General features: G+C 58.7%; 20 protein-coding genes. 12 read left to right on the top strand and 8 right to left on the bottom strand.

The genetic code is table 11. From position 1 onward, the window contains the following. Positions 1-175: 175 nt before the first annotated feature. From ppc to F8N85_RS10615, 7 genes are all read left to right on the top strand, one after another. Positions 176-2806, top strand: a complete 2631-nt coding sequence (ppc, locus tag F8N85_RS10645) for a phosphoenolpyruvate carboxylase (RefSeq protein ID WP_150803584.1) — start codon at positions 176-178, stop codon at positions 2804-2806. A gap of 289 nt (positions 2807-3095) precedes the next feature. Continuing rightward, on the top strand, positions 3096-3743 hold the full coding sequence (gene adk / locus F8N85_RS10640; RefSeq protein ID WP_150803583.1) for an adenylate kinase: 648 nt from the start codon (positions 3096-3098) through the stop codon (positions 3741-3743). Between the two features lie 90 nt (positions 3744-3833). Then, positions 3834-4508 carry a tRNA (adenosine(37)-N6)-threonylcarbamoyltransferase complex dimerization subunit type 1 TsaB gene (gene tsaB, locus F8N85_RS10635; protein ID WP_150803582.1) on the top strand — a complete coding sequence of 225 codons (675 nt, stop codon included), beginning with the start codon at positions 3834-3836 and terminating at the stop codon, positions 4506-4508. A gap of 340 nt (positions 4509-4848) precedes the next feature. Further along, complete coding sequence (locus F8N85_RS10630) at positions 4849-5154, top strand: hypothetical protein (protein ID WP_150803581.1); 306 nt, start codon at positions 4849-4851, stop codon at positions 5152-5154. Beyond that, positions 5154-6014 carry a DUF72 domain-containing protein gene (locus F8N85_RS10625; RefSeq protein WP_150803580.1) on the top strand — a complete coding sequence of 287 codons (861 nt, stop codon included), beginning with the start codon at positions 5154-5156 and terminating at the stop codon, positions 6012-6014. The genes F8N85_RS10630 and F8N85_RS10625 overlap by 1 nt, the downstream gene beginning before the upstream one ends. Before the next feature lie 32 nt (positions 6015-6046). Then, positions 6047-6868, top strand: a complete 822-nt coding sequence (locus tag F8N85_RS10620; protein WP_150803579.1) for an isocitrate lyase/PEP mutase family protein — start codon at positions 6047-6049, stop codon at positions 6866-6868. A 16-nt stretch (positions 6869-6884) separates the two neighbouring features. Beyond that, positions 6885-7583 carry an extensin family protein gene (locus tag F8N85_RS10615; RefSeq protein WP_150803578.1) on the top strand — a complete coding sequence of 233 codons (699 nt, stop codon included), beginning with the start codon at positions 6885-6887 and terminating at the stop codon, positions 7581-7583. A 14-nt stretch (positions 7584-7597) separates the two neighbouring features. Here F8N85_RS10615 and F8N85_RS10610 read toward each other — a convergent pair whose 3' ends face one another. After that, complete coding sequence (locus F8N85_RS10610; RefSeq protein ID WP_150803577.1) at positions 7598-8218, bottom strand: energy transducer TonB; 621 nt, start codon at positions 8216-8218, stop codon at positions 7598-7600. 93 nt (positions 8219-8311) lie between these two features. Here F8N85_RS10610 and F8N85_RS10605 point away from each other — a divergent pair, with 93 nt between their 5' ends. Next, positions 8312-9094, top strand: a complete 783-nt coding sequence (locus F8N85_RS10605) for a class I SAM-dependent methyltransferase (protein ID WP_150803576.1) — start codon at positions 8312-8314, stop codon at positions 9092-9094. A gap of 124 nt (positions 9095-9218) precedes the next feature. Here F8N85_RS10605 and F8N85_RS10600 read toward each other — a convergent pair whose 3' ends face one another. Next, positions 9219-9854, bottom strand: a complete 636-nt coding sequence (locus F8N85_RS10600) for a TetR/AcrR family transcriptional regulator (protein WP_150803575.1) — start codon at positions 9852-9854, stop codon at positions 9219-9221. Positions 9855-9948: 94 nt separating this feature from the next. On the opposite strand from F8N85_RS10600, the gene F8N85_RS10595 reads away from it, so the two are divergent. From F8N85_RS10595 to F8N85_RS10580, 4 genes are all read left to right on the top strand, one after another. After that, positions 9949-11049, top strand: coding sequence for an efflux RND transporter periplasmic adaptor subunit (locus F8N85_RS10595; protein WP_150803574.1), 1101 nt, complete (start codon positions 9949-9951; stop codon positions 11047-11049). A 6-nt stretch (positions 11050-11055) separates the two neighbouring features. Beyond that, entirely contained in the window at positions 11056-14127 is a 3072-nt protein-coding gene (locus F8N85_RS10590; protein ID WP_150803573.1) for an efflux RND transporter permease subunit, read from the top strand. Between the two features lie 172 nt (positions 14128-14299). Then, the gene (locus tag F8N85_RS10585) at positions 14300-15655 is read left to right on the top strand and encodes a Fic family protein (protein ID WP_150803572.1); all 1356 of its coding nucleotides are present in this window, start codon (positions 14300-14302) and stop codon (positions 15653-15655) included. 252 nt (positions 15656-15907) lie between these two features. After that, entirely contained in the window at positions 15908-17578 is a 1671-nt protein-coding gene (locus F8N85_RS10580) for an alpha/beta fold hydrolase (RefSeq protein ID WP_191636156.1), read from the top strand. Positions 17579-17789: 211 nt separating this feature from the next. On the opposite strand, the gene F8N85_RS10575 is transcribed toward F8N85_RS10580, so the two are convergent. The 6 genes from F8N85_RS10575 to F8N85_RS10550 form a co-directional block, all read right to left on the bottom strand. Further along, positions 17790-18479 carry a DUF4197 domain-containing protein gene (locus tag F8N85_RS10575; protein ID WP_150803571.1) on the bottom strand — a complete coding sequence of 230 codons (690 nt, stop codon included), beginning with the start codon at positions 18477-18479 and terminating at the stop codon, positions 17790-17792. A 27-nt stretch (positions 18480-18506) separates the two neighbouring features. Beyond that, positions 18507-18905: a YbaY family lipoprotein gene (locus tag F8N85_RS10570; protein WP_150803570.1), complete on the bottom strand. Its 399-nt coding sequence runs from the start codon at positions 18903-18905 to the stop codon at positions 18507-18509. Positions 18906-19002: 97 nt separating this feature from the next. Continuing rightward, positions 19003-19689 carry a YbaY family lipoprotein gene (locus F8N85_RS10565; RefSeq protein WP_191636155.1) on the bottom strand — a complete coding sequence of 229 codons (687 nt, stop codon included), beginning with the start codon at positions 19687-19689 and terminating at the stop codon, positions 19003-19005. Between the two features lie 215 nt (positions 19690-19904). Beyond that, positions 19905-20150: a YbaY family lipoprotein gene (locus F8N85_RS34915; protein WP_224795670.1), complete on the bottom strand. Its 246-nt coding sequence runs from the start codon at positions 20148-20150 to the stop codon at positions 19905-19907. Positions 20151-20278: 128 nt separating this feature from the next. Next, on the bottom strand, positions 20279-22774 hold the full coding sequence (gene plsB / locus F8N85_RS10555) for a glycerol-3-phosphate 1-O-acyltransferase PlsB (protein WP_150803568.1): 2496 nt from the start codon (positions 22772-22774) through the stop codon (positions 20279-20281). 205 nt (positions 22775-22979) lie between these two features. Beyond that, a complete protein-coding gene (locus F8N85_RS10550; RefSeq protein ID WP_150641582.1) occupies positions 22980-23357 on the bottom strand; it encodes a hypothetical protein in 378 nt (125 codons plus the stop codon). Between the last annotated feature and the right edge of the window lie 123 nt (positions 23358-23480).

Below are 23480 nucleotides of genomic sequence, written 5' to 3'. Positions count from 1 at the left end.
CAGGCAGTGATGAATGACCGGTGTGTGCCGGTGGCAAGCCCTTGTGTGGCTTACTGTTGAGACTAGCTTTATCGCGCAAGGTTTAAAGTCGATTCGTCGCGCCCTTGTAAGAATGTGACGCGAGCGGCACTCTTGAGCCTTCCGAGCCGCCCCGAGTCTGCTGGAGAACACCTGAATGACCGATATTGATGCACGCTTGCGCGAAGACGTACACCTGTTGGGTGAACTGTTGGGCAACACCATTCGTGAACAGTATGGAGAGGATTTTCTCGACAAGATCGAGCAGATCCGCAAGGGCGCCAAGGCCGATCGACGTGGCTCGGCGAATGCCGAACTGAGCGCCAGCCTGAACCAGTTGAGCGAGGACGAATTGCTGCCGGTAGCGCGGGCGTTCAATCAGTTTCTCAACCTGGCGAATATCGCCGAGCAGTATCAATTGATTCATCGGCGCGACGAGGCGGAGCCGGCGCCGTTCGAGTCGCGGGTATTGCCAGAGTTGTTGACGCGGTTGCTCGCTGAAGGGCATAGCGCCGACTCGCTGGCCCGGCAGTTGGGACGGCTGGAGATCGAGCTGGTGCTGACCGCGCACCCGACCGAAGTGGCGCGTCGCACGCTGATCCAGAAATACGATGCCATCGCCGCGCAACTGGCGGCGCAGGATCACCGCGATCTGACCACCGCCGAACGCGAGCAGATCCGCCAGCGCTTGCAGCGGTTGATCGCCGAGGCCTGGCACACCGAAGAAATCCGCCGCACCCGACCGACGCCGGTAGATGAAGCCAAGTGGGGCTTTGCGGTGATCGAGCATTCCCTGTGGCAGGCGATCCCCAACTACATGCGCAAGGCGGACAAGGCGCTTTTTGCCGCAACCGGTCTGCATTTGCCACTGGAAGCCGCACCGATTCGCTTCGCCTCGTGGATGGGCGGCGACCGCGACGGCAACCCGAACGTCACGGCGCCGGTCACCCGCGAGGTGTTGCTGCTGGCGCGCTGGATGGCCGCCGACTTGTACCTGCGCGATATCGATCAACTGGCCGCCGAGCTGTCGATGCAACAGGCCAGCGTCGAATTGCGGGCCAAGGCCGGAGACAGCGCCGAACCCTATCGCGCGGTCCTCAAGCAGCTGCGTGATCGCCTGCGGGCGACCCGCGCCTGGGCCCACGCATCACTCAAAGGCGCGTCAGTGGCGAGCACCGACGTCTTGCAAAACAACCGTGACCTGCTCGATCCGCTGGAACTCTGTTATCACTCGCTGCACGAGTGCGGGATGGGCGTGATCGCCGATGGTCCGTTGCTCGACTGCCTGCGCCGCGCCGTGACGTTCGGCTTGTTCCTGGTGCGCCTGGACGTGCGTCAGGACTCCTCGCGGCATTCGTCGGCGATGACCGAAATCACCGACTACCTCGGGTTGGGGCGTTATGACGACTGGAGCGAGGAGGAACGCATCACCTTCCTCATGCGTGAATTGAACAATCGCCGGCCATTGCTGCCAGCGTATTTCAAACCGTCCGGCGAGACCGCTGAAGTGCTGGCGACCTGCCGGGAAATCGCCGCGGCACCGGCGGCGTCCCTGGGTTCCTATGTGATCTCCATGGCGGGTGCGGCTTCCGATGTGCTTGCCGTGCAACTGCTGCTCAAAGAGGCCGGGGTGCTGCGGCCGATGCGCGTCGTGCCGCTGTTCGAAACCCTGGCCGACCTGGATAACGCTGGGCCGGTAATCGAGAAGCTATTGCTGCTGCCCGGCTATCGCTCGCGGTTGCAGGGGCCGCAGGAAGTCATGATTGGTTACTCCGATTCGGCCAAGGACGCCGGCACCACGGCCGCGGCCTGGGCGCAGTATCGGGCGCAGGAACGGTTGGTGGACATCTGTCGCGAGCAACAGGTCGAACTGCTGTTGTTCCATGGTCGCGGCGGCACGGTGGGACGCGGCGGTGGCCCGGCTCACGCGGCGATCTTGTCGCAGCCGCCGGGTTCGGTGGCGGGGCGCTTCCGCACCACAGAGCAGGGAGAAATGATTCGTTTCAAGTTCGGCCTGCCGGATATTGCCGAGCAAAACCTCAATCTGTACCTGGCCGCGGTGCTGGAAGCCACCTTGTTACCGCCTCCACCACCGGAACCTGCCTGGCGGGTATTGATGGACGAACTGGCCGCTGATGGTGTCAGCGCCTATCGCGCCGTGGTGCGGGACAATCCGCAGTTCGTCGAGTATTTCCGTCAGTCGACGCCGGAACAGGAACTGGGCCGTTTACCGCTGGGCAGTCGTCCGGCCAAACGCCGTGCCGGCGGCATTGAGAGTTTGCGGGCGATCCCGTGGATCTTCGGCTGGACTCAGACGCGCTTGATGCTGCCGGCCTGGCTCGGCTGGGAAACCGCGTTGAGCAAGGCCCTGGAACGCGGTGAAGGTGAACTGTTGGCGCAAATGCGGGATCAGTGGCCGTTCTTCCGCACCCGCATCGATATGCTGGAAATGGTCCTGGCCAAGGCCGACGCGGATATCGCGCAGTCTTACGATGAGCGGTTGGTCGAGCCACAATTGCGACCTTTGGGTGCGCATTTACGCGACCTATTGTCGCAGGCCTGTGCCGTGGTGTTGGGTTTGACCGGTCAGTCACAGCTGCTGGCACATAGCCCTGACACCCTTGAATTCATCCGTCTGCGCAACACCTACCTGGACCCGCTGCATCTATTACAGGCCGAACTGCTGGAGCGTTCGAGGCAACAGGACGCCGAGCAAGGCAGCCCGCTGGAACAGGCGTTGCTGGTGTCTGTGGCGGGGATTGCCGCCGGTTTGCGCAATACCGGCTAAGGCTTTTTCGGCAGTGTGCAGCGACTTGGCGCATCACCCTGATGGTTGGTTCGAGAGGGGTGGTCGCTACTGCCAGGCGACACTTTGTTGTGGGGTTGCGACTTGGAGCACCTCGTCGCAGTGGCAAATTTGTCGCGGGTTTCTGCTACTTTCGGCGGCTTGTGTGGTCCCGGTCTGCTGTGTATCTTGATCAGCCTTTGGCCGTTTGGGCGGCCACAAACCCATTTTTGAGGTTGGCCCCACGAGGCGAATCTGACGTTATCTATATAAAAAATTGAGGAGCACATCGATGCGCGTAATTCTGCTGGGAGCTCCCGGGGCCGGTAAAGGTACTCAGGCAAAGTTCATCACCGAAAAATTCGGCATCCCGCAAATCTCCACTGGCGACATGCTGCGTGCTGCCGTCAAGGCCGGCACCGAGCTGGGCCTGATCGCCAAGAGCGTGATGGACAGCGGTGGCCTGGTGTCCGATGACTTGATCATCAATCTGGTCAAGGAACGCATCAGCCAGTCTGACTGTGCCAACGGCTTCCTGTTCGACGGCTTCCCGCGCACCATTCCGCAGGCCGAAGCACTGGTCAAGGCCGGTGTCGAGCTGGATCACGTGGTTGAAATCGCCGTCGATGACGAAGAAATCGTTCAGCGTATCGCCGGTCGTCGTGTACACGAGGCCAGCGGTCGCGTTTACCACACCGTCTATAACCCGCCAAAAGTGGCAGGCAAAGACGACGTTACCGGCGAAGACCTGGTGCAGCGCAAAGACGACACCGAAGAAACCGTGCGTCATCGCCTGTCGGTCTACCATTCCCAGACCAAGCCGCTGGTGGCCTTCTACCAGAATCTGGCCGAAGGCCAGGGCAAGCCGAAGTACAGCCATATCGTTGGCGTCGGCTCGGTTGAAGCGATCACCGGCAAGGTGCTTGAAGCACTGAGCTGAAAAGTCTGCTGATGCTTCATCTTCAACGGCCCGCTTGCGGGCCGTTGTTGTTTATACTGGCGGACTTTTTTCACACCGATGGAAACACCGATGAGCACCTTGCTGGCCCTGGACACCGCGACTGAAGCTTGCTCCGTTGCCTTGCTGCATGACGGCAAGGTCACGAGCCATTACGAGGTGATCCCGCGCCTGCATGCGCAGAAGCTGTTGCCGATGATCAAGGAGTTGCTGGCCGAGGCGGGGACCAACCTGCAGGCAATCGACGCTATTGCCTTTGGTCGTGGACCGGGTGCCTTTACCGGCGTGCGGATCGCCATCGGCGTGGTTCAGGGCCTGGCCTTTGCTCTGGAGCGCCCGGTTTTGCCAGTGTCCAACCTGGCCGTGCTGGCCCAGCGGGCATTGCGTGAGCACGGTGCGCATCAGGTCGCCGCGGCCATCGATGCGCGGATGGATGAAGTGTATTGGGGCTGCTACCGCGAAACCGCCGGTGAAATGCGCCTGGTCGGCGCTGAAGCGGTGTTGCCGCCTGAAGTGGCCGCCTTGCCGGCCGATGCCAGCGGCGAGTGGTTTGGCGCCGGCACCGGTTGGGGATATGCCGAGCGGATCGGCGTCAGCCTGACGGGGCAGGACGCCGGCATGTTGCCCCATGCCGAAGACCTGTTGACCCTGGCGCGGTTTGCCTGGGAGCGCGGTGAAGGCATACCTGCCGACCAGGCGCAGCCGGTGTACCTGCGCGATAAAGTGGCGACGCCCAAAGCGCGGTAAAACCCGCTTTTTGTGGCGAGGGAGCTTGCTGTGGCGAGGGGGCTTGCCCCCGCTCGGCTGCGAAGCAGTCGCAAAATCGGTGAGCGCGGTGTGTCTGATACAACGCGTTTGTAGTTTTTAGGGCCGCTGCGCGCCCCAGCGGGGCGGGGCGGTGCGGCGTTCCGACAAGCCCCCTCGCCACAAGGGTTCGGTCAAACTCCTGCCAATCATCAGTTTCCCCCAGCAATTTCCGTCCGCTTTTAAACCTTTTGCGTTTTCTGTGTTCTAGTTATCACTTGGGGCATTTGCTTAGTCGGTGATGTGCCGCTAAATTGCCATCATCGATACCGAGCATACACTTATGCGTATAGACGGCCTTTCATCTCAGTCCTATCCCATCAAACGCGCGCCTCGCAAAGGCAATACGCTGGTGGACGAGTCCCGCGAGGATATCGATGGCGAGCTTGATCTCCAGGCCGATACGCCGCTCAGTGCGCGCTCCCAGGCTTCGGCTGGGCGAACCGCTAATCTTCCGGCCCGTCAGCAAGACATGGTTTTCCATCGCGCCATGAGTAAACACGTGGCCAATGCCCTGGCCAGCTACCTGACCACTGCCGGTTTTGTCGAGTGGGACATGGAAGTGCTGGGGCTCGATCTGCACATCTGATGTTGCTCCCTTATTACCTTGGTTGCCCTTCCTGGAGCGAAAACGCCTGGCGTGAGTACCTGTATCCGGAAAACGCGCGGCCGGCGGAGTTTCTCGGCCTGTACTCCCAAGTGTTCAATGCCGTGGAAGGCAATACCACTTTCTACGCTCGTCCTGCTGCCTCGACGGTGCAGCGCTGGGCGCAGATCATGCCTGAACACTTTCGCTTTACTGCCAAATTCCCGGGTGATATCAGCCATGGCGGCGACCTGCGCGAGCAATTGACCGCCGCCGAAACCTTCCTGCAATTGCTCAGCCCGCTGGGTGCCCGCGTCTCGCCACTGTGGCTGCAATTGCCGGCGAGCTTTGCGCCGCAGCGACTGGTGGAGTTGGCCGGTTTTATCGATGGACTGGATCGACCACTGGCGGTAGAAGTGCGCCATCGCGAGTTCTTTGCCAAAGGCGATGCCGAGCGGATGCTCAATCGGCTGTTGCTGGACCGTGGCGTGGAGCGCATCTGTCTCGATCCTCGGGCCTTGTTCAGCTGCACCTCGAGCGATCCGTCGGTGCTGCATGCGCAATCGAAAAAGCCCAAAGTTCCGCCACGTCCGGCGGCCTTCAGCCAGTTTCCGCAGGTGCGCTTTATCGGCCATCCCGAGCTTGAGGCCAACGATCCATTCCTGCTGCCATGGGTCGAGAAGATCGCTGGCTGGATCGAAGAAGGGCGTACGCCGTATATCTTCCTGCACACCGCCGATAACCTGCTCGCGGCCAAACTGGCACAGCGCTTTCACGCCAGGTTGATGCTGCGATTGCCTGGCTTGCCGGCGCTGCCTGAGCTATACAGAGAGCCCGCGGCGGAGCAACTTGGCTTGCTCTGAGGTGGACCAATCCTCTCTTCAGGAGCGAGAAAATGGATGCGCAACACCTTCGTGCCCAGGCCTTCAAGGCCCTCCATGAGCGTGACACTGCTTTCGTGATCCCTAATCCGTGGGACGCCGGCTCGGCCAAAATGCTTGCCAGTCTTGGCTATGGTGCGTTGGCGACCACCAGTGCCGGTTTTGCCTTTTCTCGAGGTCGGCCGGACGGGGCGATGTCGCTGAATGAGACCCTGGAAAACGTCCAGGCGATTGTTGGCGCAACGGATCTTCCGGTGGCGGTGGACCTGGAAAACGGTTTCTCCGACAGCCCCAAGGGCTGCGCCGAGGCTATCCTGCGCGCAGCGGCTGCCGGGGTGGTTGGTGGCTCGATTGAAGACGCCACGGGCCACGCGGATAATCCCATCTACGATTTCCTGCACTCTGTCGAACGGATCGAAGCCTCGGTCGCGGCAGCGCACAGTCTGCCGTTCCCCTTTATGCTGACCGCCCGCGCCGAAAACTTCCTGCATGGCAAATTCGATCTGGCGGACACCATTCGCCGCTTGCAGGCCTATGCCGAGGCTGGCGCCGACGTGCTCTACGCACCGAGCTTGCGCAGCGCTGAAGAGGTGTTGGCGGTGGTCCGGGCGGTGGCGCCGAAACCGGTCAATGTACTGATGTCGGGCGGGCTGAAACTGAACGTGGCGCAGCTCAGCGAGATGGGTGTCAAACGCATCAGCGTCGGCTCGGCCCTGGCATTGGCGGCCTATGGCGAGTTCTTCCGTGCAGCCCGGGAAATTCACGAACAGGGTACGTTCACCTTTACCGCGCAGTCCATGCCGTTCCAGCAAGCCAACCAATTGTTCAAGGATTGATTGATAGGGAGTTGCTGTGCGCTTTGTGAAAGGGCTCGGGCTGTTACTGCTGGTCGCTGGCGGCTTGCTGCTCAGCGTCTGGCGTGGCTGGTTGCCGTTGTCGGCGCAATGGAATCCATGGGCACCTTTGGATGTGCAAGCCACGCCGAACCTGCTGACGCGCTTCAAGCTGATGCGCCTGCGGGGCGACCCGGTGCTGTGTGATCAAGCGCTAGGCAGCTCCGGTTTGCGCGTGACGCGCCAACGTGACAGTGACCCGCAGGCGACTTGCCCGTTGCGCAATACCTTGCGCGTCGAGGGCGGCGAAGTGGCGTTGAACAGCAGTTTTCTGGCCAGTTGCCCCTTGGCGGTGGCGTTCGCGCTGTTCGAGCGCCACGCCCTGCAGCCCGCCGCGCAGGTGGTGTACGGGCAAGCGGTGACGCGGGTCGAGCATCTGGGCAGTTTCGCCTGCCGCAATATGTACAACCGCGAGGATGGTGCCCGCAGTCAGCATGCGACGGCCAACGCCCTGGACATTGCCGGGTTTGGTCTGGCCGATGGTCGAACTATCAGCGTGCTCAAGGATTGGCCGAAAGACAATGCTGATGCACGCTTTCTGCGGCAAGTCCGCGAGGGGGCCTGCGATACCTTCAGTGTGGTGCTGAGCCCGGATTACAACGCCGCCCATCACAACCATTTTCATCTGGACGTGGGGCCGTGGTCGATATGTCGCTGAGGCAGGGCGGAGGGTCAGGCGGCGAGGCGCAGGTTGTGCAGGATCAGCGGGCGAGCCCAGCCGTTATCGAAATCGAAATGTTTCTGTTGTTCGACCAGTTCTTCCGGCGGATAGGGGATGGCCGGTTTGTCCAACAGCTCGAGCTCGAACTCGGCAATTGGCAGGTGCAATGGACGGGGTTGCGGTGCCGGGCCGGGTTCGGGCAGCGGCTGGCCGGCATTGAGCACGATCGGCCGAACCCAGCCGAGGTCGAAATTCTGGTGCTGCTGTTGCGCGATGATTTCTTCTTCCGGGAACGGGATGGCCGGCTTGTCGGCCAGCTCCATTTCGAATTCGGCAATTGGCAGGAACAACGGCTCAGGCGGGCGGACCTCGGTGTCTTGAACGTCGCACAGGCGTTGGCTGACGATCTGGGTCAGCAGGTCAGTGCCACCGCTGGGCTCGATCGGGCCGTCGATGGCGACTTGGGTTTTTTCTCCAGCCACACTCGGCGCATCGCCCAACTGGTCGGCCAGTGCCCGGGCAAAAAAATCCTGCCACAGATGGCTGACGCCGCTCAGTGCTTGGGAATTGCGCAGGCCGTAATCGCCGTGGGGCGAGATAAAGCCTATCGATAGGGGACGAATGTCTGACATTTCTCTCGGTCGACGCTCAGCTCTGGCAAAATGCCTGATAGTTCTTTTATCGGCAGTTTTTGCCGATCATTAATTTTTTGAGCGTGTTTCCCCATGATTGAGCAACCAGCGGCCTGCCGCATCAAAGTCGAGGCGCTAGCCGGAGCGTCTGCCGCGCAAGCGCAGCAGTGGGCCGAGCGACTCGGTCTGCCTTTGACGATGGACGATGCCGAGTTCGCATTACAGCTCACGGAGCAGGGTTTGCAGTTGCAGCAGCTCGGCCCGGATGCGCCGGGACCGGTGCGTGTGGACTTCGTCGAAGGCGGCGCGGCCCATCGACGGCTGTATGGCGGTGGCAGTGGGCAGATGATCGCCAAGGCGGTGGGTGTCGCTCAGGGCGTACGCCCGCGAGTGCTGGATGCCACGGCAGGGCTCGGCAAGGACGCCTTTGTGCTGGCCAGCCTGGGCTGCGAAATGAGCCTGATCGAACGCCAGCCGTTGATTGGCGCATTGCTGGAAGATGGTCTGGCCCGTGGGCTTGAGGATTTCGAAGTGGCGCCCATCGTTTCACGGATGCGATTGCTCAAAGGCAACTCGATCGAGGTGATGCGTAACTGGGAAGGCGAGCCGCCGCAGGTGATCTACCTGGATCCGATGTTTCCCCATCGCGAGAAAACCGCGCTGGTGAAGAAGGAAATGCGTCTGTTCCGGCCGTTGGTGGGTGATGATCCCGATGCTCCAGCGCTGCTAGAGGCGGCGTTGGCGCTGGCCAGCCATAGGGTCGTGGTCAAACGCCCGCGTAAAGCACCGTGTATTGAAGGGCCCAAGCCGAGCCATTCGCTGGACGGCAAATCCAGCCGCTACGATATCTACCCGAAGAAAGCGCTCAAGGGTTGAGATCCGAGGTTAAGCCTGGAAGATCAAAAGATCGCAGCCTGCGGCAGCTCCTACCGGGATTTGTGTACACCCGGGATTGAACGCGGTCGACGTAGGAGCTGCCGCAGGCTGCGATCTTTTAGGCTCAAACCCGATACGCCCGCATAAACAACTCCACCACTTCCCGCACATGGGACTCGGCCGCGTCACCGCTCAGGGGCGCGCCGCAGCCATAGAGCAGGCGAAAATTCGCCGCGCCCTTGAGCAGGCAGAAGAAGTGCTCGGCGGCATTGCGTGGTTTGTCGATGCGCAAGGCACCGACCTGGTCGATCTTCGTCAGTAACCGTTCCATGCCGTGCAGCATGCGCTGCGGTCCGGCCTCGAAAAAAATCTGCGAGAGCTTCGGATCCTGGCTACCCAAGGCCATGATCAGGCGATGCAGGTTCACCGATTCATCGCTATTGATCAGCAGGTGAAAACGCCGTGCGATGTTCAGCAGCACCTGTTCGATCGGGATGCCGTCCGGCAGCTCGAAGAACAGCGTCGGCAGTTGCTCTTCACATTTGGCCACCACAGCGGCGGAGAACAGCGTCTCCTTATCGTTGAAATGGCTGTACACCGTCAGCTTCGACACACCGGCCGCCGCTGCCACCGCATCCATGCTGGTGTTGGCGTAGCCATTGCTCAGGAACAGATTTTTCGCCGCGTCGAGGATGGCCTGGCGTTTTGCCAGGTCCTTGGGGCGGCCGGGACCATTGGATGCAGAAAGATTGTTCGACATTCTTCGCTTTTAATACTGGACTGGTGAGTTTGCTATTAATAACATACCCGTCAGTATAATTATTCAAAGCACCATTAGCGAAAGGTCCTTCACCATGTTCCGCTATGCCTTGTCCCTCGCGTTGCCAGCCGGTCTGGCGTTTTTGTTGTCAGCGTGCGGTCACGAAGAACCGGCGCAAGTCACCGTGCGTCCGGCCATGGTGGTGCAGCCAGAGCCTTCGGCGCAGTCGATGGACAGCTATCCCGGTGAGGTTCGTGCACGCTACGAACCCGATCTGGCATTTCGCATCGGCGGTAAGGTCAGCCGACGAATGGTTGAAGAGGGCGAGCGGGTCAAGGCCAATCAGCCGCTGGCAGAGCTCGACCCCCAGGACGTACGCCTGCAACTGGAAGCCACCCGCGCTCAGGTCGCAGCGGCCCAGGCCAACCTCAACATGGTGCGCGCCGAGCGAGATCGCTATAAGACCTTGATGGAGCGGCAGATGGTCAGCCGTTCGCAGTACGACAATGCGGAAAACCTCTACCGCGCAGGCGACGCCAGGCTCAAGCAGATCAAGGCCGAATTTGATGTTGCCAGCAATCAGGCCAGCTACGCGGTGCTGCGTGCGCCGCAGGATGGCGTGGTGGCCAAGCGCGCGGTCGAAGTCGGGCAAGTGGTGGCGGCCGGGCAGACGGTGTTCACCCTGGCCACCGATGGCGAGCGGGAAGTGCTGATCAGTTTGCCGGAGCAGAATTTTGGTCGTTTCAAGGTCGGTCAGGATGTCTCGGTGGAGCTGTGGACGCAACCGGATCAGCGCTTCGCCGGGCGCATTCGTGAACTGTCGCCGGCCGCCGACCCGAAATCCCGGACCTTTGCCGCACGTATCGCCTTCAGCGCCGGCAAGGTCCCGGCCGAACTCGGTCAGAGCGCCCGGGTATTCATCCAGACCGCAGGCATCGTATCGCTGTCGGTGCCGCTCTCGGCACTCACCGCGGAACACGGTGAGACCTACGTCTGGGTGGTGGACACCAACAACACCCTCAAGCGCGCTCCGGTGCGCGTCGGTGCCTTCGGCGAAAAAACCGTGCCGGTCCTTGAAGGTCTGAGCGCCAGCGACTGGGTGGTCGCCGCGGGTGTGCACGTGTTGCATGAAGGCCAGCAGGTGCGTCCGGTGGATCGCTCCAATCGCGCGGTCAATCTGGCGGTCAAGGAGTAGTCCCCGATGGGTTTCAATCTTTCCGAATGGGCGTTGCGCAATCGCCAGATCGTGCTGTTCCTGATGTTGCTGCTGGCAGTCGTCGGCGCGCTGTCCTACACCAAGCTGGGCCAGAGCGAAGACCCGCCTTTCACCTTCAAGGCCATGGTCATTCGCACCAACTGGCCGGGGGCGACGGCCGAGGAAATGTCGCGGCAAGTCACCGAGCGTATTGAAAAGAAGCTGATGGAAACCGGTGAGTACGAACGGATTGTCTCGTTCTCCCGGCCCGGTGAATCCCAGGTGACCTTCATGGCCCGGGATTCGATGCATTCGGCGCAGATTCCCGAGCTGTGGTATCAGGTCCGCAAGAAGATCAGCGATATTCGTCACACCTTGCCACCGGGGATTCAGGGGCCGTTTTTCAACGATGAGTTCGGCACCACCTTCGGCAATATCTATGCGCTGACCGGCAGCGGTTTCGACTACGCGGTGCTCAAGGACTATGCCGACCGGGTGCAGATTCAGCTGCAGCGGGTCAAGGATATCGGCAAGGTCGACTTGCTGGGGCTACAGGACGAGAAGATCTGGATCGAGCTGTCGAACGTCAAGCTGGCCACCCTCGGGCTGCCGTTGGCCGCAGTCCAGCAAGCGTTGGAAGAGCAGAACGCGGTGTCTACCGCGGGTTTCTTCGAGACACCTGGCGAACGCTTGCAACTGCGGGTTTCGGGGAATTTTCAGACAGTCGAAGAGATCAGGGGCTTCCCGATCCGGGTCGGCGATCGGACGTTCCGCATCTCCGATGTCGCCGACGTGCACCGAGGTTTCAATGATCCCCCAGCGCCGCGCATGCGTTTTATGGGCGAGGACGCCATCGGTCTCGCCGTGGCGATGAAAGAAGGCGGCGACATTCTGGTGCTGGGCAAGGCGCTGGAAGTCGAGTTCGCCCGGATCCAGAAGAACCTCCCGGCCGGCATGGAACTGCGCAAGGTTTCCGATCAGCCGGCCGCGGTGAAAACCGGCGTCGGTGAGTTCGTTCGGGTATTGGTGGAAGCGCTGGCGATAGTCTTGCTGGTGAGTTTCTTTTCCCTCGGAGTGCGCACCGGCATGGTGGTGGCGCTGGCGATTCCGCTGGTGCTGGCGATGACCTTTGCCAGCATGTATTACCTGGGCATCGGCCTGCACAAGATTTCCCTCGGGGCGCTGGTGCTGGCGCTGGGCCTGCTGGTGGACGACGCGATCATCGCCGTGGAAATGATGGCGATCAAAATGGAGCAGGGCTACGACCGAATCAAGGCTGCCAGCTATGCCTGGACCAGCACCGCGTTCCCGATGCTCACCGGGACCTTGATCACCGCCGCGGGCTTCCTGCCGATTGCCACCGCGCAATCCGGTACCGGCGAATACACCCGGTCGATCTTTCAGGTGGTGACCATCGCCTTGGTGGCGTCGTGGATCGCCGCCGTGGTGTTCGTGCCGTATCTGGGGGAAAAACTGCTGCCGGACCTGGCGAAAATCCATGCCGCCAAACACGGTACCGGTGATGGGCAACCCGATCCGTATGGCACGCCGTTCTATCAACGGGTGCGGCGCCTGGTGGAGTGGTGTGTGCGTCGGCGCAAAACCGTCATCGGCCTGACCATTGTGCTGTTCGTGGCTTCGGTGGTGCTGTTTCGCTTCGTGCCGCAACAGTTCTTCCCGGCCTCCGGGCGCCTGGAGTTGATGGTCGACCTCAAGCTGGCCGAAGGTGCGTCGCTGAGCAACACCGCCGATCAGGTCAAGCGTCTGGAAGGGCTGCTCAAGGACCACGCCGGGATCGATAACTACGTGGCCTATGTCGGAACCGGTTCGCCGCGTTTCTATCTGCCACTGGACCAGCAACTGCCGGCGGCGAGCTTTGCGCAGTTTGTGGTGCTGGCCAAAACCATCGAGGATCGTGAAAGCCTGCGTACCTGGCTGATCGAAACCCTCAACGAGCAATTCCCGGCGCTGCGCTCGCGGGTCACGCGACTCGAGAACGGTCCGCCAGTCGGCTACCCGGTGCAGTTCCGGGTGAGCGGCGAGCACATCGAACAAGTCCGGGCACTGGCGCGCAAAGTCGCAGCCAAGGTGCGCGAGAATCCCCACGTGGTCAACGTGCATCTGGACTGGGAGGAGCCGAGCAAAGTCGTCTATTTGAATGTCGATCAGGACCGTGCCCGGGCCTTGGGCGTGAGCACTGTGAACCTGTCGAAGTTCCTGCAAAGTTCGCTCACAGGTTCCAGCGTCAGCCAGTACCGCGAAGACAACGAGTTGATCGAAATCCTGCTGCGCGGCACCTTGCACGAACGCACCGAGCTGTCCTTGCTGCCGAGCCTCGCCGTGCCGACTGACAATGGTAAAAGCGTAGCCCTGTCGCAGATCGCGACCCTGGAATATGGCTTCGAAGAAGGCATCATCTGGCACCGCAACCGCCTGCCGAACGTGACGGTGCGCGCGGACATCTACGGTAAGGAACAGCCGGCCAGCCTGGTCCAGCAGATCCTGCCGACCCTGGAGCCGATTCGCGCGCAATTGCCCGACGGCTACTTGCTGGACGTCGGCGGTACCGTCGAAGACTCGGCCCGAGGGCAGAACTCGGTGAAGGCCGGGGTGCCGTTGTTCATTGTCGTCGTACTGACCTTGTTGATGCTGCAACTGCGCAGCTTCTCGCGCACGATCATGGTGTTCCTCACCGCGCCCCTGGGGTTGATCGGCGTCACCTTGTTCCTGATGGTGTTCCGCCAGCCGTTCGGCTTCGTGGCGATGCTCGGCACCATCGCACTGTCCGGGATGATCATGCGCAACTCGGTGATCCTGGTCGACCAGATCGAACAGGACATCGCCGCCGGGCTGAAACCCTGGCAAGCGATCATCGAGGCCACGGTGCGGCGCTTCCGGCCCATCGTGCTGACCGCGCTGGCCGCCGTCCTGGCGATGATCCCGCTGTCACGCAGCGTGTTCTTCGGGCCGATGGCGGTGGCGATCATGGGCGGGCTGATTGTCGCGACGGCGTTGACTCTATTGTTCCTGCCGGCGCTGTATGCGGCGTGGTTCCGGGTGAAAAAAGAACAGGCGTAGGAGCTGCCGCAGGCTGCGATCTTTTGATCTTTTGATCTTTTGATCTTTTGATCTTTTGATCTTTTGATCTTCACGTTGGGTGTTGTAGGATGTCTCAATTTCTATGGATGTTGAGACATCTTTACGATTGTGCTGTACTCAAAGCTCAGTTTTCAGATTTTTTGAGACAGCGATGATCAAAAGTCCTCCGACAAATCCAGCTAGCATTTTCGATCTATTGGCCCAATCCCCTTACAAGGAGAAGTTGCCCGAGTATCTGGCGTTGCATAAACCGCTGGATGAGCAAGGTCGTTATCTGCCGTTCGACGAACTGCGTTATCGCTGGGGGCCTGGTCTTGATTCGACCTTGTGCTGGGCCCTCGTCAAAAAGGCTCGCGCTGCTCAATACACCAATTTGCTGCCGTTGGGGGAACCCACTCAATGGTGCAAATTCATCCTGACGCCCCTCGCGCAGAAGACCCTCTCGACCGTCGATCGCCAGGCGAGCACCGCTGCCTTGGAATACATGACCGGCAAGATCGGTGAGCGAGCGCATTTCAATTATCTGCTCAATGACTTGATCGAAGACGAAGCCATCAGTAGCAGCCAGCTTGAAGGCGCGGCGACCACCACGCTGGTGGCCAAGGACATGCTCAAGCGCAACCGACTGCCGCGCACCCCGGATGAGCGGATGGTCATTGGCAACTATAAAATGATGATCTATGCCTGGGACCAACGGCATGAGCCGCTGAGCGTCGAGCTGATCACACAGCTGCACCGGGTCGGAGTCGAGGGTATTGACGACCGCCAATACTCACCGGGCACGTTCAGGATCAATGACGAGGTAGTCGTCCAGGACGGTGAAGGCAACACTGTCCATACGCCGCCACCGGCGGCGGGTATTCAGGCCAGGCTCCATGGACTGTCGAACTGGATCAATCATTCTCACGACGATCCTTTGCACAATGATTACCTTCATCCGTTGATCAAGGGCATCGCCCTGCATTTTGCCCTCGGTTACGAGCACCCGTTCCGTGATGGCAATGGACGTGTGGCGCGTGCATTGTTTTACTGGTTCATGTTCAAGAACGACTTCGCGGCGTTTCGCTACATCGCCATCAGCATCCTGTTACGCAATGCGCCGCTGAAATATGGCCGGGCCTATTTGCATAGCGAAACGGATGAGCTGGACCTGACCTATTTCATCGATTATCAGTGTTCGGTGATTGTCCGTGCGGTGACCGGCTTCACTGCGGCTTATCAGAAGAGCCTGGCGTATGCCGAGGGTTTTGATCGATGGCTGGAAGAGTCCGGGCTGTTCCAGCAGTTGAGCGAAAAGCAACGAACCGTGCTTCAGGTGGCCAAGAGCGGCATGGCCAAGGAATTCACGGCCGTGAATGTGAAGGAAAACCTGGATTGCTCGTACAACACGGCGTCGACCGCGTTGAATGGATTGGTCGAGTTGAAAATTTTCGAGAAAAAGAAGCAAGGTCGCGAGTGGGTATTCTTTCTGCGTGACAGCCAGGACATCAAAAAAGCCTGGGCGTAGGGCTGTTGCAGGCTGTGATCTGCGGGTATCGGTGGTCTGCAAAAAGATCCCAGGCTACGCCAGTTCTACCCCGATTCTTGTGTGGCGATGCCGATTACACCTGGGCAGACAAGCATCCTGCAAGGAGTTGTAATAAATACCACAAGGTATAGCTTTATTTGCTGTTGCAATCAGCAACATAGATTTAAGGTTGTGCAATATAAAGGGTACTAATATAACTATTCCATAAGTAACCGAGATGGGGATATTAAATTGATTACTCGCGCGGTGTTTTTTTACAGGCCCCTCAGTTGCCGACTGATCTTCGTGATTGCCATACCTCTGGGGTTGATGGGATGTCAAACCTCCAGTGCAGCAAAACAAAACATCGATTGGCTTGCGGAATGTCTTGATCTTCCCTTGGACCAATACTCACAAGAGTTGCGCGCACGCACCCAGTGTGGCGTCGTGACCGCTCCCCTTGATCATCTTGATCCGGCTAAAGGGACTATCACTTTTGGCATCACCCGCGTTTCTGCAAAAAATCCAGACGTGCGAGAAGGCGCTATATTGACTAATCCAGGCGGGCCTGGGAGTGCCTCAGCAGGGATATTTGCAGTCCATCTTGCTTCTGTGTGGGAGAAATACGCGCAAGATGCTATTAACGGTGACGGTTACCAGCACCTGCTGGCGCGGTACGATGTTGTTGAAATAACGCCACGCGGTGTCGGTGGGAATGCCACCACCACGCTAGAGTGCCATTCCGAAGAGTCTATTGCTCATCAGAATGATGCTACTGAGGATCGTAGCTCTGAGAATGTTCATACGATTGGATTAAACGCGGCAGTTGTCGCGAGAGGGTGTCAGGCTCAGGCCATAGCACCTTATATCAATACTGATCAAACGGCGCGCGACATGGAGTTTGTGCGCATTCAGTTGAAGCAGGACAAACTTCACTACTTGGGCAATTCTTATGGAACATGGCTAGGTGCTTGGTATGCTTCATTGTTCCCGGGAAGTGCCGGGCGCATGGTACTGGATTCAAGCCTGGATTGGACGTCACCATTACAAATGGCCAGTTTGGTTGGTGCGCCGGAAAAAGAGCGGATCTTTAATCATCTGGTAGCGACTCCAGCAGCAAAAAGACCACAGATATACCGCCTGGGTGACGATCCACAGACTGTTAGGGAAGGTTTTCTGACGTTATTGCCAGCCGTTCGCGCTGCAGCTCGCCTTAACTATGCAGAACCAGAAAATCTGATGGCCGCGATAACACTCAGCGCGTGGCTACAACAGTTTCCCGATAGGGACGCTGATAGATTGAATGAAATGAGTGCGGCTCATGTATTTAGCCCCGACTTGATGATAAATGAGCGGGCAAAGGCTTTATTTGGTGAATTGACCCTCGCGGTATTTAGTCAAGCTCCAAATGAATATTTCGAGCCGGGGCCTTTAAGGCTGAGTGGACCAGATTCCGTACGCTCTACCGTTTTGTGTAACGATTCTGTGTCTGGAAATGATGATTTCTGGGTGAGACAAGAGGATGAGTATGCCGAACAGTTTCCAGTGGGTGGAAGCCTTTTTATGGCTCGACACTGTGCTCAATGGAGCGGAGTCAGACCTGAACGCCCAGCGGTCGAGCAACTGGCACAAGTAGAAAGTCTGTTGATGGTGCAGGCTGAATATGATGATCAAACACCTGCTGCGGGTGCGTTGCGTACCTTTGAACAAACAGCCAATGCGCATATGGTGTTCCTTGAAGGCGAAAAGGAGCATGGTGTGTCCTTTTCCGACGTAAGTTCCTGTGTCAATCAATTAGTAGGCGAGTATCTGGCCTATGGCATAAAGCCGGACCGTTTGACTGTATGTAAAAAGAGTGACGCCACTGCGCAAGAGGTATCTTTCAGCACGGAAAGCGCGGTGGGCAGAGTTAATCAAGTTTAATGCGATCAGAACTCTATACCGGTCAGTTAAGAGAAATGCACAGTACTTGGGCATGGATTGGGGTTTGCCGCGAGTGTGAGATCGCCAGGATTGCAGGCCTCGTCAGCGCCTACTGCGACCCCGTACACCCGCGATCTCCCGGGTGTACGCCGCTGCGTAGGAGCTGCCGCAGGTTCGGGCTGCGTTCAGACGATCTTTCGATCTTGGCGTTCTAGAGCGTACCAAACACCTTCTTCGCCAAGCTGGTGGCGGCTGCCGCCGGGTTCTGGCGGATGGTTTCTTCCTGTTTGGCGATCATTTCGAACAGGCCGTTCAGCGCCTGCTCGGTCACGTAACCTTCGATGTTGGCGCTTTTCGCGTCCAGTACGCCAAGGCTCGCCGCCTGGCCGGCGAAGGAGTTGTACTGCTTGGCCAGACCGACCTGGTCGGTGGCTTGTTTGACGATCGGCAGGAACTTGACGCGGATCTGCTCGCGGCTGGTTTTGCTCAGGTACTGGGTGGCTGAATCCTTGCCGCCTTTGAGAATGGCCTTGGCATCGTCCACGCTCATTTTCTTCACCGCGTCCACCAGCAACGACTGGGCTTGCGGCACCGCCGCTTCAGCGGCTTTGTTCATGCTGGCTTCCAGCTCGTCGACCTGGGCACCCATGCCGAACTGCTTCATCTTTTTGGCAACCTTGCCCAGTTGGCCGGGCAACCCAATCTTGACCTCCGGGTTGTTGCTGAAGCCACCAGGAGTGCCCAGTTGCTTGACGGCGACTTGCGCGCCCTGGGTCAACGCATCCTTGAGCCCACCGGTGGCATCTGTCTGCGACAGATCGTTCAGGGACAAGGCCAGCGCACTGGCGGAAATCAGCAAGCCCGCGCACAGGCCGACGAAGCGAAGGGAGGGACGGAGCATGGCAGCTTCCTTAATCAAGAGAGGGAATCAACGTAGCGCATCGACGCGAATTTTCAACGGCTGCGGATCCTTGCCATCGAGTTGTACGGCGTGATGTTCAGTGGAGATGAACATCAACTTGCCATCCACTTCGATCCGCGCGCTGACCGAGTAACGATGGCCGGGTTTGACGTGGGCCGGGTCATAGCTGAGGTGAAACGGCAGAGGCACCTGGCCTTTGACCGGGCCGCTTTGTTCGTCCAGTACCACCGCTGGGGCGTCGGCAAGGGAAACGTCTTGCAGGCTGACACTCAGGGTCGCGGTGGGCGGCAGGGCGATGCGTTGCAGGTAGAACACTTCGCCGTCGAGGCTGGTTTTGGCGGCAGGTTGCATGGTTTGGCAGGCAGCGAGAAACACACTAAGAGCCAGTAAAGCGAGTTTATACATGAGGAAATCTCTATCGTTGACGCCCGAAGTAGACGGGCGGCAACGACAATTTAGCCGATTTCACCGGGAAAGTGCCGATGGATTGACCCAAGAAGTGCTACGAGGGCTGAGTCTGATGCTCGGTGATTACGGGTGAGCCAAATGAAACGGTGGGTCGGGTGGGCTTCAATACATGGTGACGCTGCACAGGACGTACACTATGTTCAAGGTTGGCGAACTTGATCGAGCCAGTCAGCTTGTAGCGTTGTCCGGGTTTTACGTTGTCCTTATCGTAGCGAACGTAAAACGGTCGAGGCGAGCCTTCCAGGAATTTGCTTTCACTGAGTAAGTCGCCAGAGGCCCCACTCTCGGAAATTTCAGTGAGTTTGAGAGTGATAACGGCCGGATACGGGTATTTGAGCAGGATAAGCGGCTGTACAGCCAAGATGCCTGGCGAATTGAGGTAGATGGTTCCCTGCTCCGGCGCACCCTTGTTTTCTGCGTCGGTATCTTTCCAATAGATATTGAATAAATAATCGGAGCAGCTGAATAGTGAAGAACCGTCCCGGGCCAGTTCGAGACTTATTGAATAACTTGCCAGACCTGATGGGTTAACAACACCAAAGGACATTGTTTCAAGTGCATTGGCTAATTGATTCGTTCCCCATACAACGATAGAAACCGGTTTTTTAGGTGATGTGATATCTCGGATGACAATATTTGCACTCACACCCTCCCATGAAGTAACTTCTTCCGGGTAGACAAAATTGAGGGTGAGGGTTCTGACTTTTTCCATGGTTGTCATATTCATTCCTTTGCTGTGACTACAAAAAAAGACGGACGCCAGCAGAGAGTTAGGCGAGTTTTCGCTCAATTCAGGGTGGATTCAGCTTTTTTGTGGAGGGCTGCGCAGTACCTTGGGTAATGCCCGGCTTTCGCCGACGGCTCTGACCAGGATTTCCAATGGTTGCAGATAAGCGGCGCCTGGCTCTACCGGGTGATGCTCTGTGGTGGTAAAAATCAGTTGGCCATTTGATTCAATGTTCGTCTTGATTGCATAGCTATGACGGGTTCGGTATTGGCTGCAGCGTAGACAAGATTGAAGTCCAAACCTGCCGTTTCTGCATTGGGGGTTACGCTGCGGGCAAGTTCCTTGGCGCAAACATCGGCCAGAGGGACGTCCTGCAAGATGACGGTCAACGTTGAATTCGCGGGCAGTCCTGGCCGAACGTTGCCTTCAAGGATATTTTCGGGTTCGCTGGTCATTATGATTTCCTTATCATTAGCGTCGAAAAGCCGACGTACTGAGCAGCGTAGTCGGAGATTCAACTAGAAATTCCGTCAAGGAAGCTTCCTTGCTTCTTTGCTGAATTATCTGACTTTTTAGCAGTTATCTATCCGACGTTTTCTGGCTGATCCGCTGCATCTTCACTGCGATGCAACGCCACCTGGCGAATCGACAAACGGATTTCCGCTGGCAAAACGCGCTTGGCCGCGCCCTCGGCCAGTTCACCGAGCAGTTCGTGATAACTCAGCTTGCCGGCTTCGTCGCGCCGCAGTACGTCGAGATCCAGGAGGGTTTGAATGAAGTGACGGAACAGGCTCTTGTCGAAGAATTCCGGTGCATTCAGACCATGCAGGATCGACAGACGCTGGGCCATGACGGTGCAGAGGTCTTCCAGTTCTTCGGCGCTGATGCTGTTCTGCCCGCTGTTGAGCAACAGCGAGATGGCCATGTAGAAGCGTTGCAGAGTTTGCGCGATGCTCCTGGACAGCAAGGTCAGCAACACAAAATGCCGCGAACTCGGTGCCGGACGCAGGTACACCTCTTTCTCGAAACGCAGCAGCCCTTGCTCGACAAAGGCTTCCAGCCACTGATCGACCACCGCATCCAGTTCATCCAGCGACCAGCGGATGAACAGCTCTGATTGCAAGTACGGATACAGCGCCCGGGTGTAACGCAGGATCTGCTCGCGACTCATGCGCGAACTGCTCTGGAAGAAGCTCGCCAGCAGCGCCGGCAGGGCGAAGATGTGCAGCACGTTGTTGCGGTAGTAAGTCATCAGGACGGCGTTCTGCTCGTCCAGATAGAGGATCTTGCCCAAGGCATCGCTCTGCTCGGAAAGCAGGTCCATGTCTTTGACGTGCTCGATCAACGCGCGGCTATCACCTTCCGGCAGGGTGGTATGGGGCGAGTAGGGTACGCGGCGCAACAACGCCAGATACAGATCCAGGACCCGGACCATGGCGCGATCATCCAGGGCCAGGCGGCTGGTGGAGAGCAAGGCCAGTGCCACCAGATTGACCGGGTTGATGGCCGCGGCTTCGTTCAAGTGCCGGGCTACTCGTTCGCCGAGGCGATGGGTGGTTTCGTTCAGCCACGTCGGGCGAAATTGTGGTCCGAGCTCCTGGGAGCGCCAGTCGGGTTGTTCGCTGTCAAGGAACTCCGCCAGTTTGATCGGTTCGCCAAAGTTCACCGCGACCTGGCCGAAGCGCTGCTTGAGGGCACCGATGACCTTGAAGATGTCGAAGATCGATTCTTTCTTCTTGGTCGCTCCGCGCAGCTCGCCGAGGTAGGTCCGGCCTTCGAGGACGCGCTCGTAACCGATGTACACCGGGATGAAGACGATCGGCATCCGCGATGAGCGCAGGAAACTGCGCAGGGTGATCGCGAGCATCCCGGTCTTGGGTTGCAGCATGCGTCCGGTGCGCGAGCGGCCGCCTTCGACGAAGTACTCCACCGGGAAGCCTTTGGTGAACAGGGTATGCAGGTATTCATTGAACACCGAGGTGTAGAGCGGGTTGCCCTTGAAGGTGCGGCGCATGAAAAACGCCCCGCCGCGACGCAGCAGGCTGCCGATCACCGGCATGTTCAGGTTGATCCCGGCGGCAATGTGCGGCGGGGTCAGGCCGTTGCGAAACAACAGGTAAGACAGCAGCAGATAGTCGATATGGCTGCGATGGCAGGGCACATAGATCACTTCGTGACCTTGGGCGACGGCCTGTACGCCTTCGATATGGTTGACCTTGATTCCGTCGTAGATCTTGTTCCAGAACCAGCTCAACACCACTTCCAGAAAGCGGATCGCGGTGAAGGTGTAGTCCGAGGCGATTTCGTTGCCGTAACGCAGCGCCTGGGCCTTGGCTTTTTCCGCAGAGATGTTCTCGCGTTCGGCTTCCTCGAGGATCGCCTGCTTGACCAGTGGCTGATTCAGCAGGCCCTTGACCAGATTGCGTCGGTGGGAAATGTCGGGGCCGATCACCGCCGCTTTCAGGTTGCGGAAATGCACCCGCAGAATCCGCTGGGCCATGCGTACGGTGCGTTCGTGACCTTTGTTGTGTTCGATCAGCTCGCGCAAATGAATGGGCGCCGAGAATTGCACACGGGTCTTGCGCCCCAGAATCATGATGCTCAGCAGCCGGCGCAGGCGTCCGGTGACGGCCCAGCTGTCGGCGAACAGCAGTTTCCACGGACTCGACTCGCTGTCCGGGGATTGGCCCCAGAACACGCTGACCGGGATGATCTGGGCGTCTTCAGCGGCGTTCTGGCTCAAGGCATTGACCAGTCGGGTCAGGGTCGGCGGTGCCCCGCGTTTGTCCTGGCGGCCAAGCCAGTCGGGCTCTGGCGTCAGGTAAAAAAACGCTGCCGGTTCCAGCAGATTGCCCACCGATACCGGCAACACCGGGCGTGGCAGGCCGGCCTTGCTGCACTCGGTGTCGAGCACCGCCAGGTCGGTCAGCGAAGGGCTTTGCAGGACGTAGAACACCGGACGACTGCGGTCGAGGTTGAGGGTGAAGGACGACTGGTTGATCGTCTCCGAGCGAACCCAGAGGTACAACAGTCGGCGCAAGGTGCCAAATACCAGACGGCGGAACGGGGAGCGGGTCATACGGCTTCTGCATGAGTTAAAAAAACCAAGCAAGCGCTCGGGCCCGGTAGTGTGCCGTATTCATCGAAAATCGGCAAAAACCCAGGGAAGTAAACTGTGTACCTGTTCGCAGCAGTATCCAGATCGAGTGTGACAGGCAAAAAAAATCCGGAATTCGTAGCGGATTCCGGATTCTTCGATGGTAGTGCGCTGGAAACTTCGCGGGTTACAGCAAAAACTTCGCAAAATTCACGCCAGTACCGGCCGGGCGCACGTCTTCAAGGAACGCGTCCTTGTCAGCGCTCAGTTCCAGGCTGACGGTCGGCTTGCGTTTGCCTTGGTTGCGTACCACCAGGCCTTCCATTTTCTCGCGCAGGAACGCCGTTGGCACTTTCAGGTGCAGCAGCTGATCGGTGCTCGGGGTGTGTAGCAGCAAGTGAATCCACTCGTATTGACCGATGGCCAGGCGGCTGACGGGAATATCGAACCACCAGATATTCTTGTTACGGTTCAGTTCGGTGAAGTGGCAGTTGTTGACGCCCAGCACAGCGCCGCCGAGTTCCTGGTTTCTGCGGGCAATGGCCTGCGTTTTATCGAGTTTCATAACCTTCCTACGGATTGGATCTTCAGCGCCACGGCCTGAATACGTCGCGCATTCTCGTGGGTTGATGGGTAAACATAAAGTCAAACCTGCGCGTGGCGATGAAATGACGCAGGGAAAATAAAT

Origin of the sequence: Pseudomonas fluorescens, from assembly GCF_902497875.1 — a bacterium.
GTDB classification, from domain to species: Bacteria; Pseudomonadota; Gammaproteobacteria; order Pseudomonadales; family Pseudomonadaceae; genus Aquipseudomonas; species Aquipseudomonas fluorescens_BR.
This window is presented reverse-complemented; position numbering and strand designations above follow the sequence as displayed.

What these genes read in the sequence shown, in the direction of transcription:
- F8N85_RS10585 (WP_150803572.1), top strand. Translation starts at nt 14,300, where the DNA reads ATGATCAAAAGTCCTCCGACAAATCCAGCTAGCATTTTCGATCTATTG.
- F8N85_RS10610 (WP_150803577.1), bottom strand. Translation starts at nt 8,218, where the DNA reads ATGTCAGACATTCGTCCCCTATCGATAGGCTTTATCTCGCCCCACGGC.
- adk (WP_150803583.1), top strand. Translation starts at nt 3,096, where the DNA reads ATGCGCGTAATTCTGCTGGGAGCTCCCGGGGCCGGTAAAGGTACTCAG.
- F8N85_RS10600 (WP_150803575.1), bottom strand. Translation starts at nt 9,854, where the DNA reads ATGTCGAACAATCTTTCTGCATCCAATGGTCCCGGCCGCCCCAAGGAC.
- F8N85_RS34915 (WP_224795670.1), bottom strand. Translation starts at nt 20,150, where the DNA reads ATGACCAGCGAACCCGAAAATATCCTTGAAGGCAACGTTCGGCCAGGA.
- F8N85_RS10620 (WP_150803579.1), top strand. Translation starts at nt 6,047, where the DNA reads ATGGATGCGCAACACCTTCGTGCCCAGGCCTTCAAGGCCCTCCATGAG.
- F8N85_RS10595 (WP_150803574.1), top strand. Translation starts at nt 9,949, where the DNA reads ATGTTCCGCTATGCCTTGTCCCTCGCGTTGCCAGCCGGTCTGGCGTTT.
- plsB (WP_150803568.1), bottom strand. Translation starts at nt 22,774, where the DNA reads ATGACCCGCTCCCCGTTCCGCCGTCTGGTATTTGGCACCTTGCGCCGA.
- F8N85_RS10630 (WP_150803581.1), top strand. Translation starts at nt 4,849, where the DNA reads ATGCGTATAGACGGCCTTTCATCTCAGTCCTATCCCATCAAACGCGCG.
- F8N85_RS10625 (WP_150803580.1), top strand. Translation starts at nt 5,154, where the DNA reads ATGTTGCTCCCTTATTACCTTGGTTGCCCTTCCTGGAGCGAAAACGCC.
- ppc (WP_150803584.1), top strand. Translation starts at nt 176, where the DNA reads ATGACCGATATTGATGCACGCTTGCGCGAAGACGTACACCTGTTGGGT.
- F8N85_RS10590 (WP_150803573.1), top strand. Translation starts at nt 11,056, where the DNA reads ATGGGTTTCAATCTTTCCGAATGGGCGTTGCGCAATCGCCAGATCGTG.
- F8N85_RS10575 (WP_150803571.1), bottom strand. Translation starts at nt 18,479, where the DNA reads ATGCTCCGTCCCTCCCTTCGCTTCGTCGGCCTGTGCGCGGGCTTGCTG.
- F8N85_RS10605 (WP_150803576.1), top strand. Translation starts at nt 8,312, where the DNA reads ATGATTGAGCAACCAGCGGCCTGCCGCATCAAAGTCGAGGCGCTAGCC.
- F8N85_RS10570 (WP_150803570.1), bottom strand. Translation starts at nt 18,905, where the DNA reads ATGTATAAACTCGCTTTACTGGCTCTTAGTGTGTTTCTCGCTGCCTGC.
- F8N85_RS10565 (WP_191636155.1), bottom strand. Translation starts at nt 19,689, where the DNA reads ATGACAACCATGGAAAAAGTCAGAACCCTCACCCTCAATTTTGTCTAC.
- F8N85_RS10550 (WP_150641582.1), bottom strand. Translation starts at nt 23,357, where the DNA reads ATGAAACTCGATAAAACGCAGGCCATTGCCCGCAGAAACCAGGAACTC.
- tsaB (WP_150803582.1), top strand. Translation starts at nt 3,834, where the DNA reads ATGAGCACCTTGCTGGCCCTGGACACCGCGACTGAAGCTTGCTCCGTT.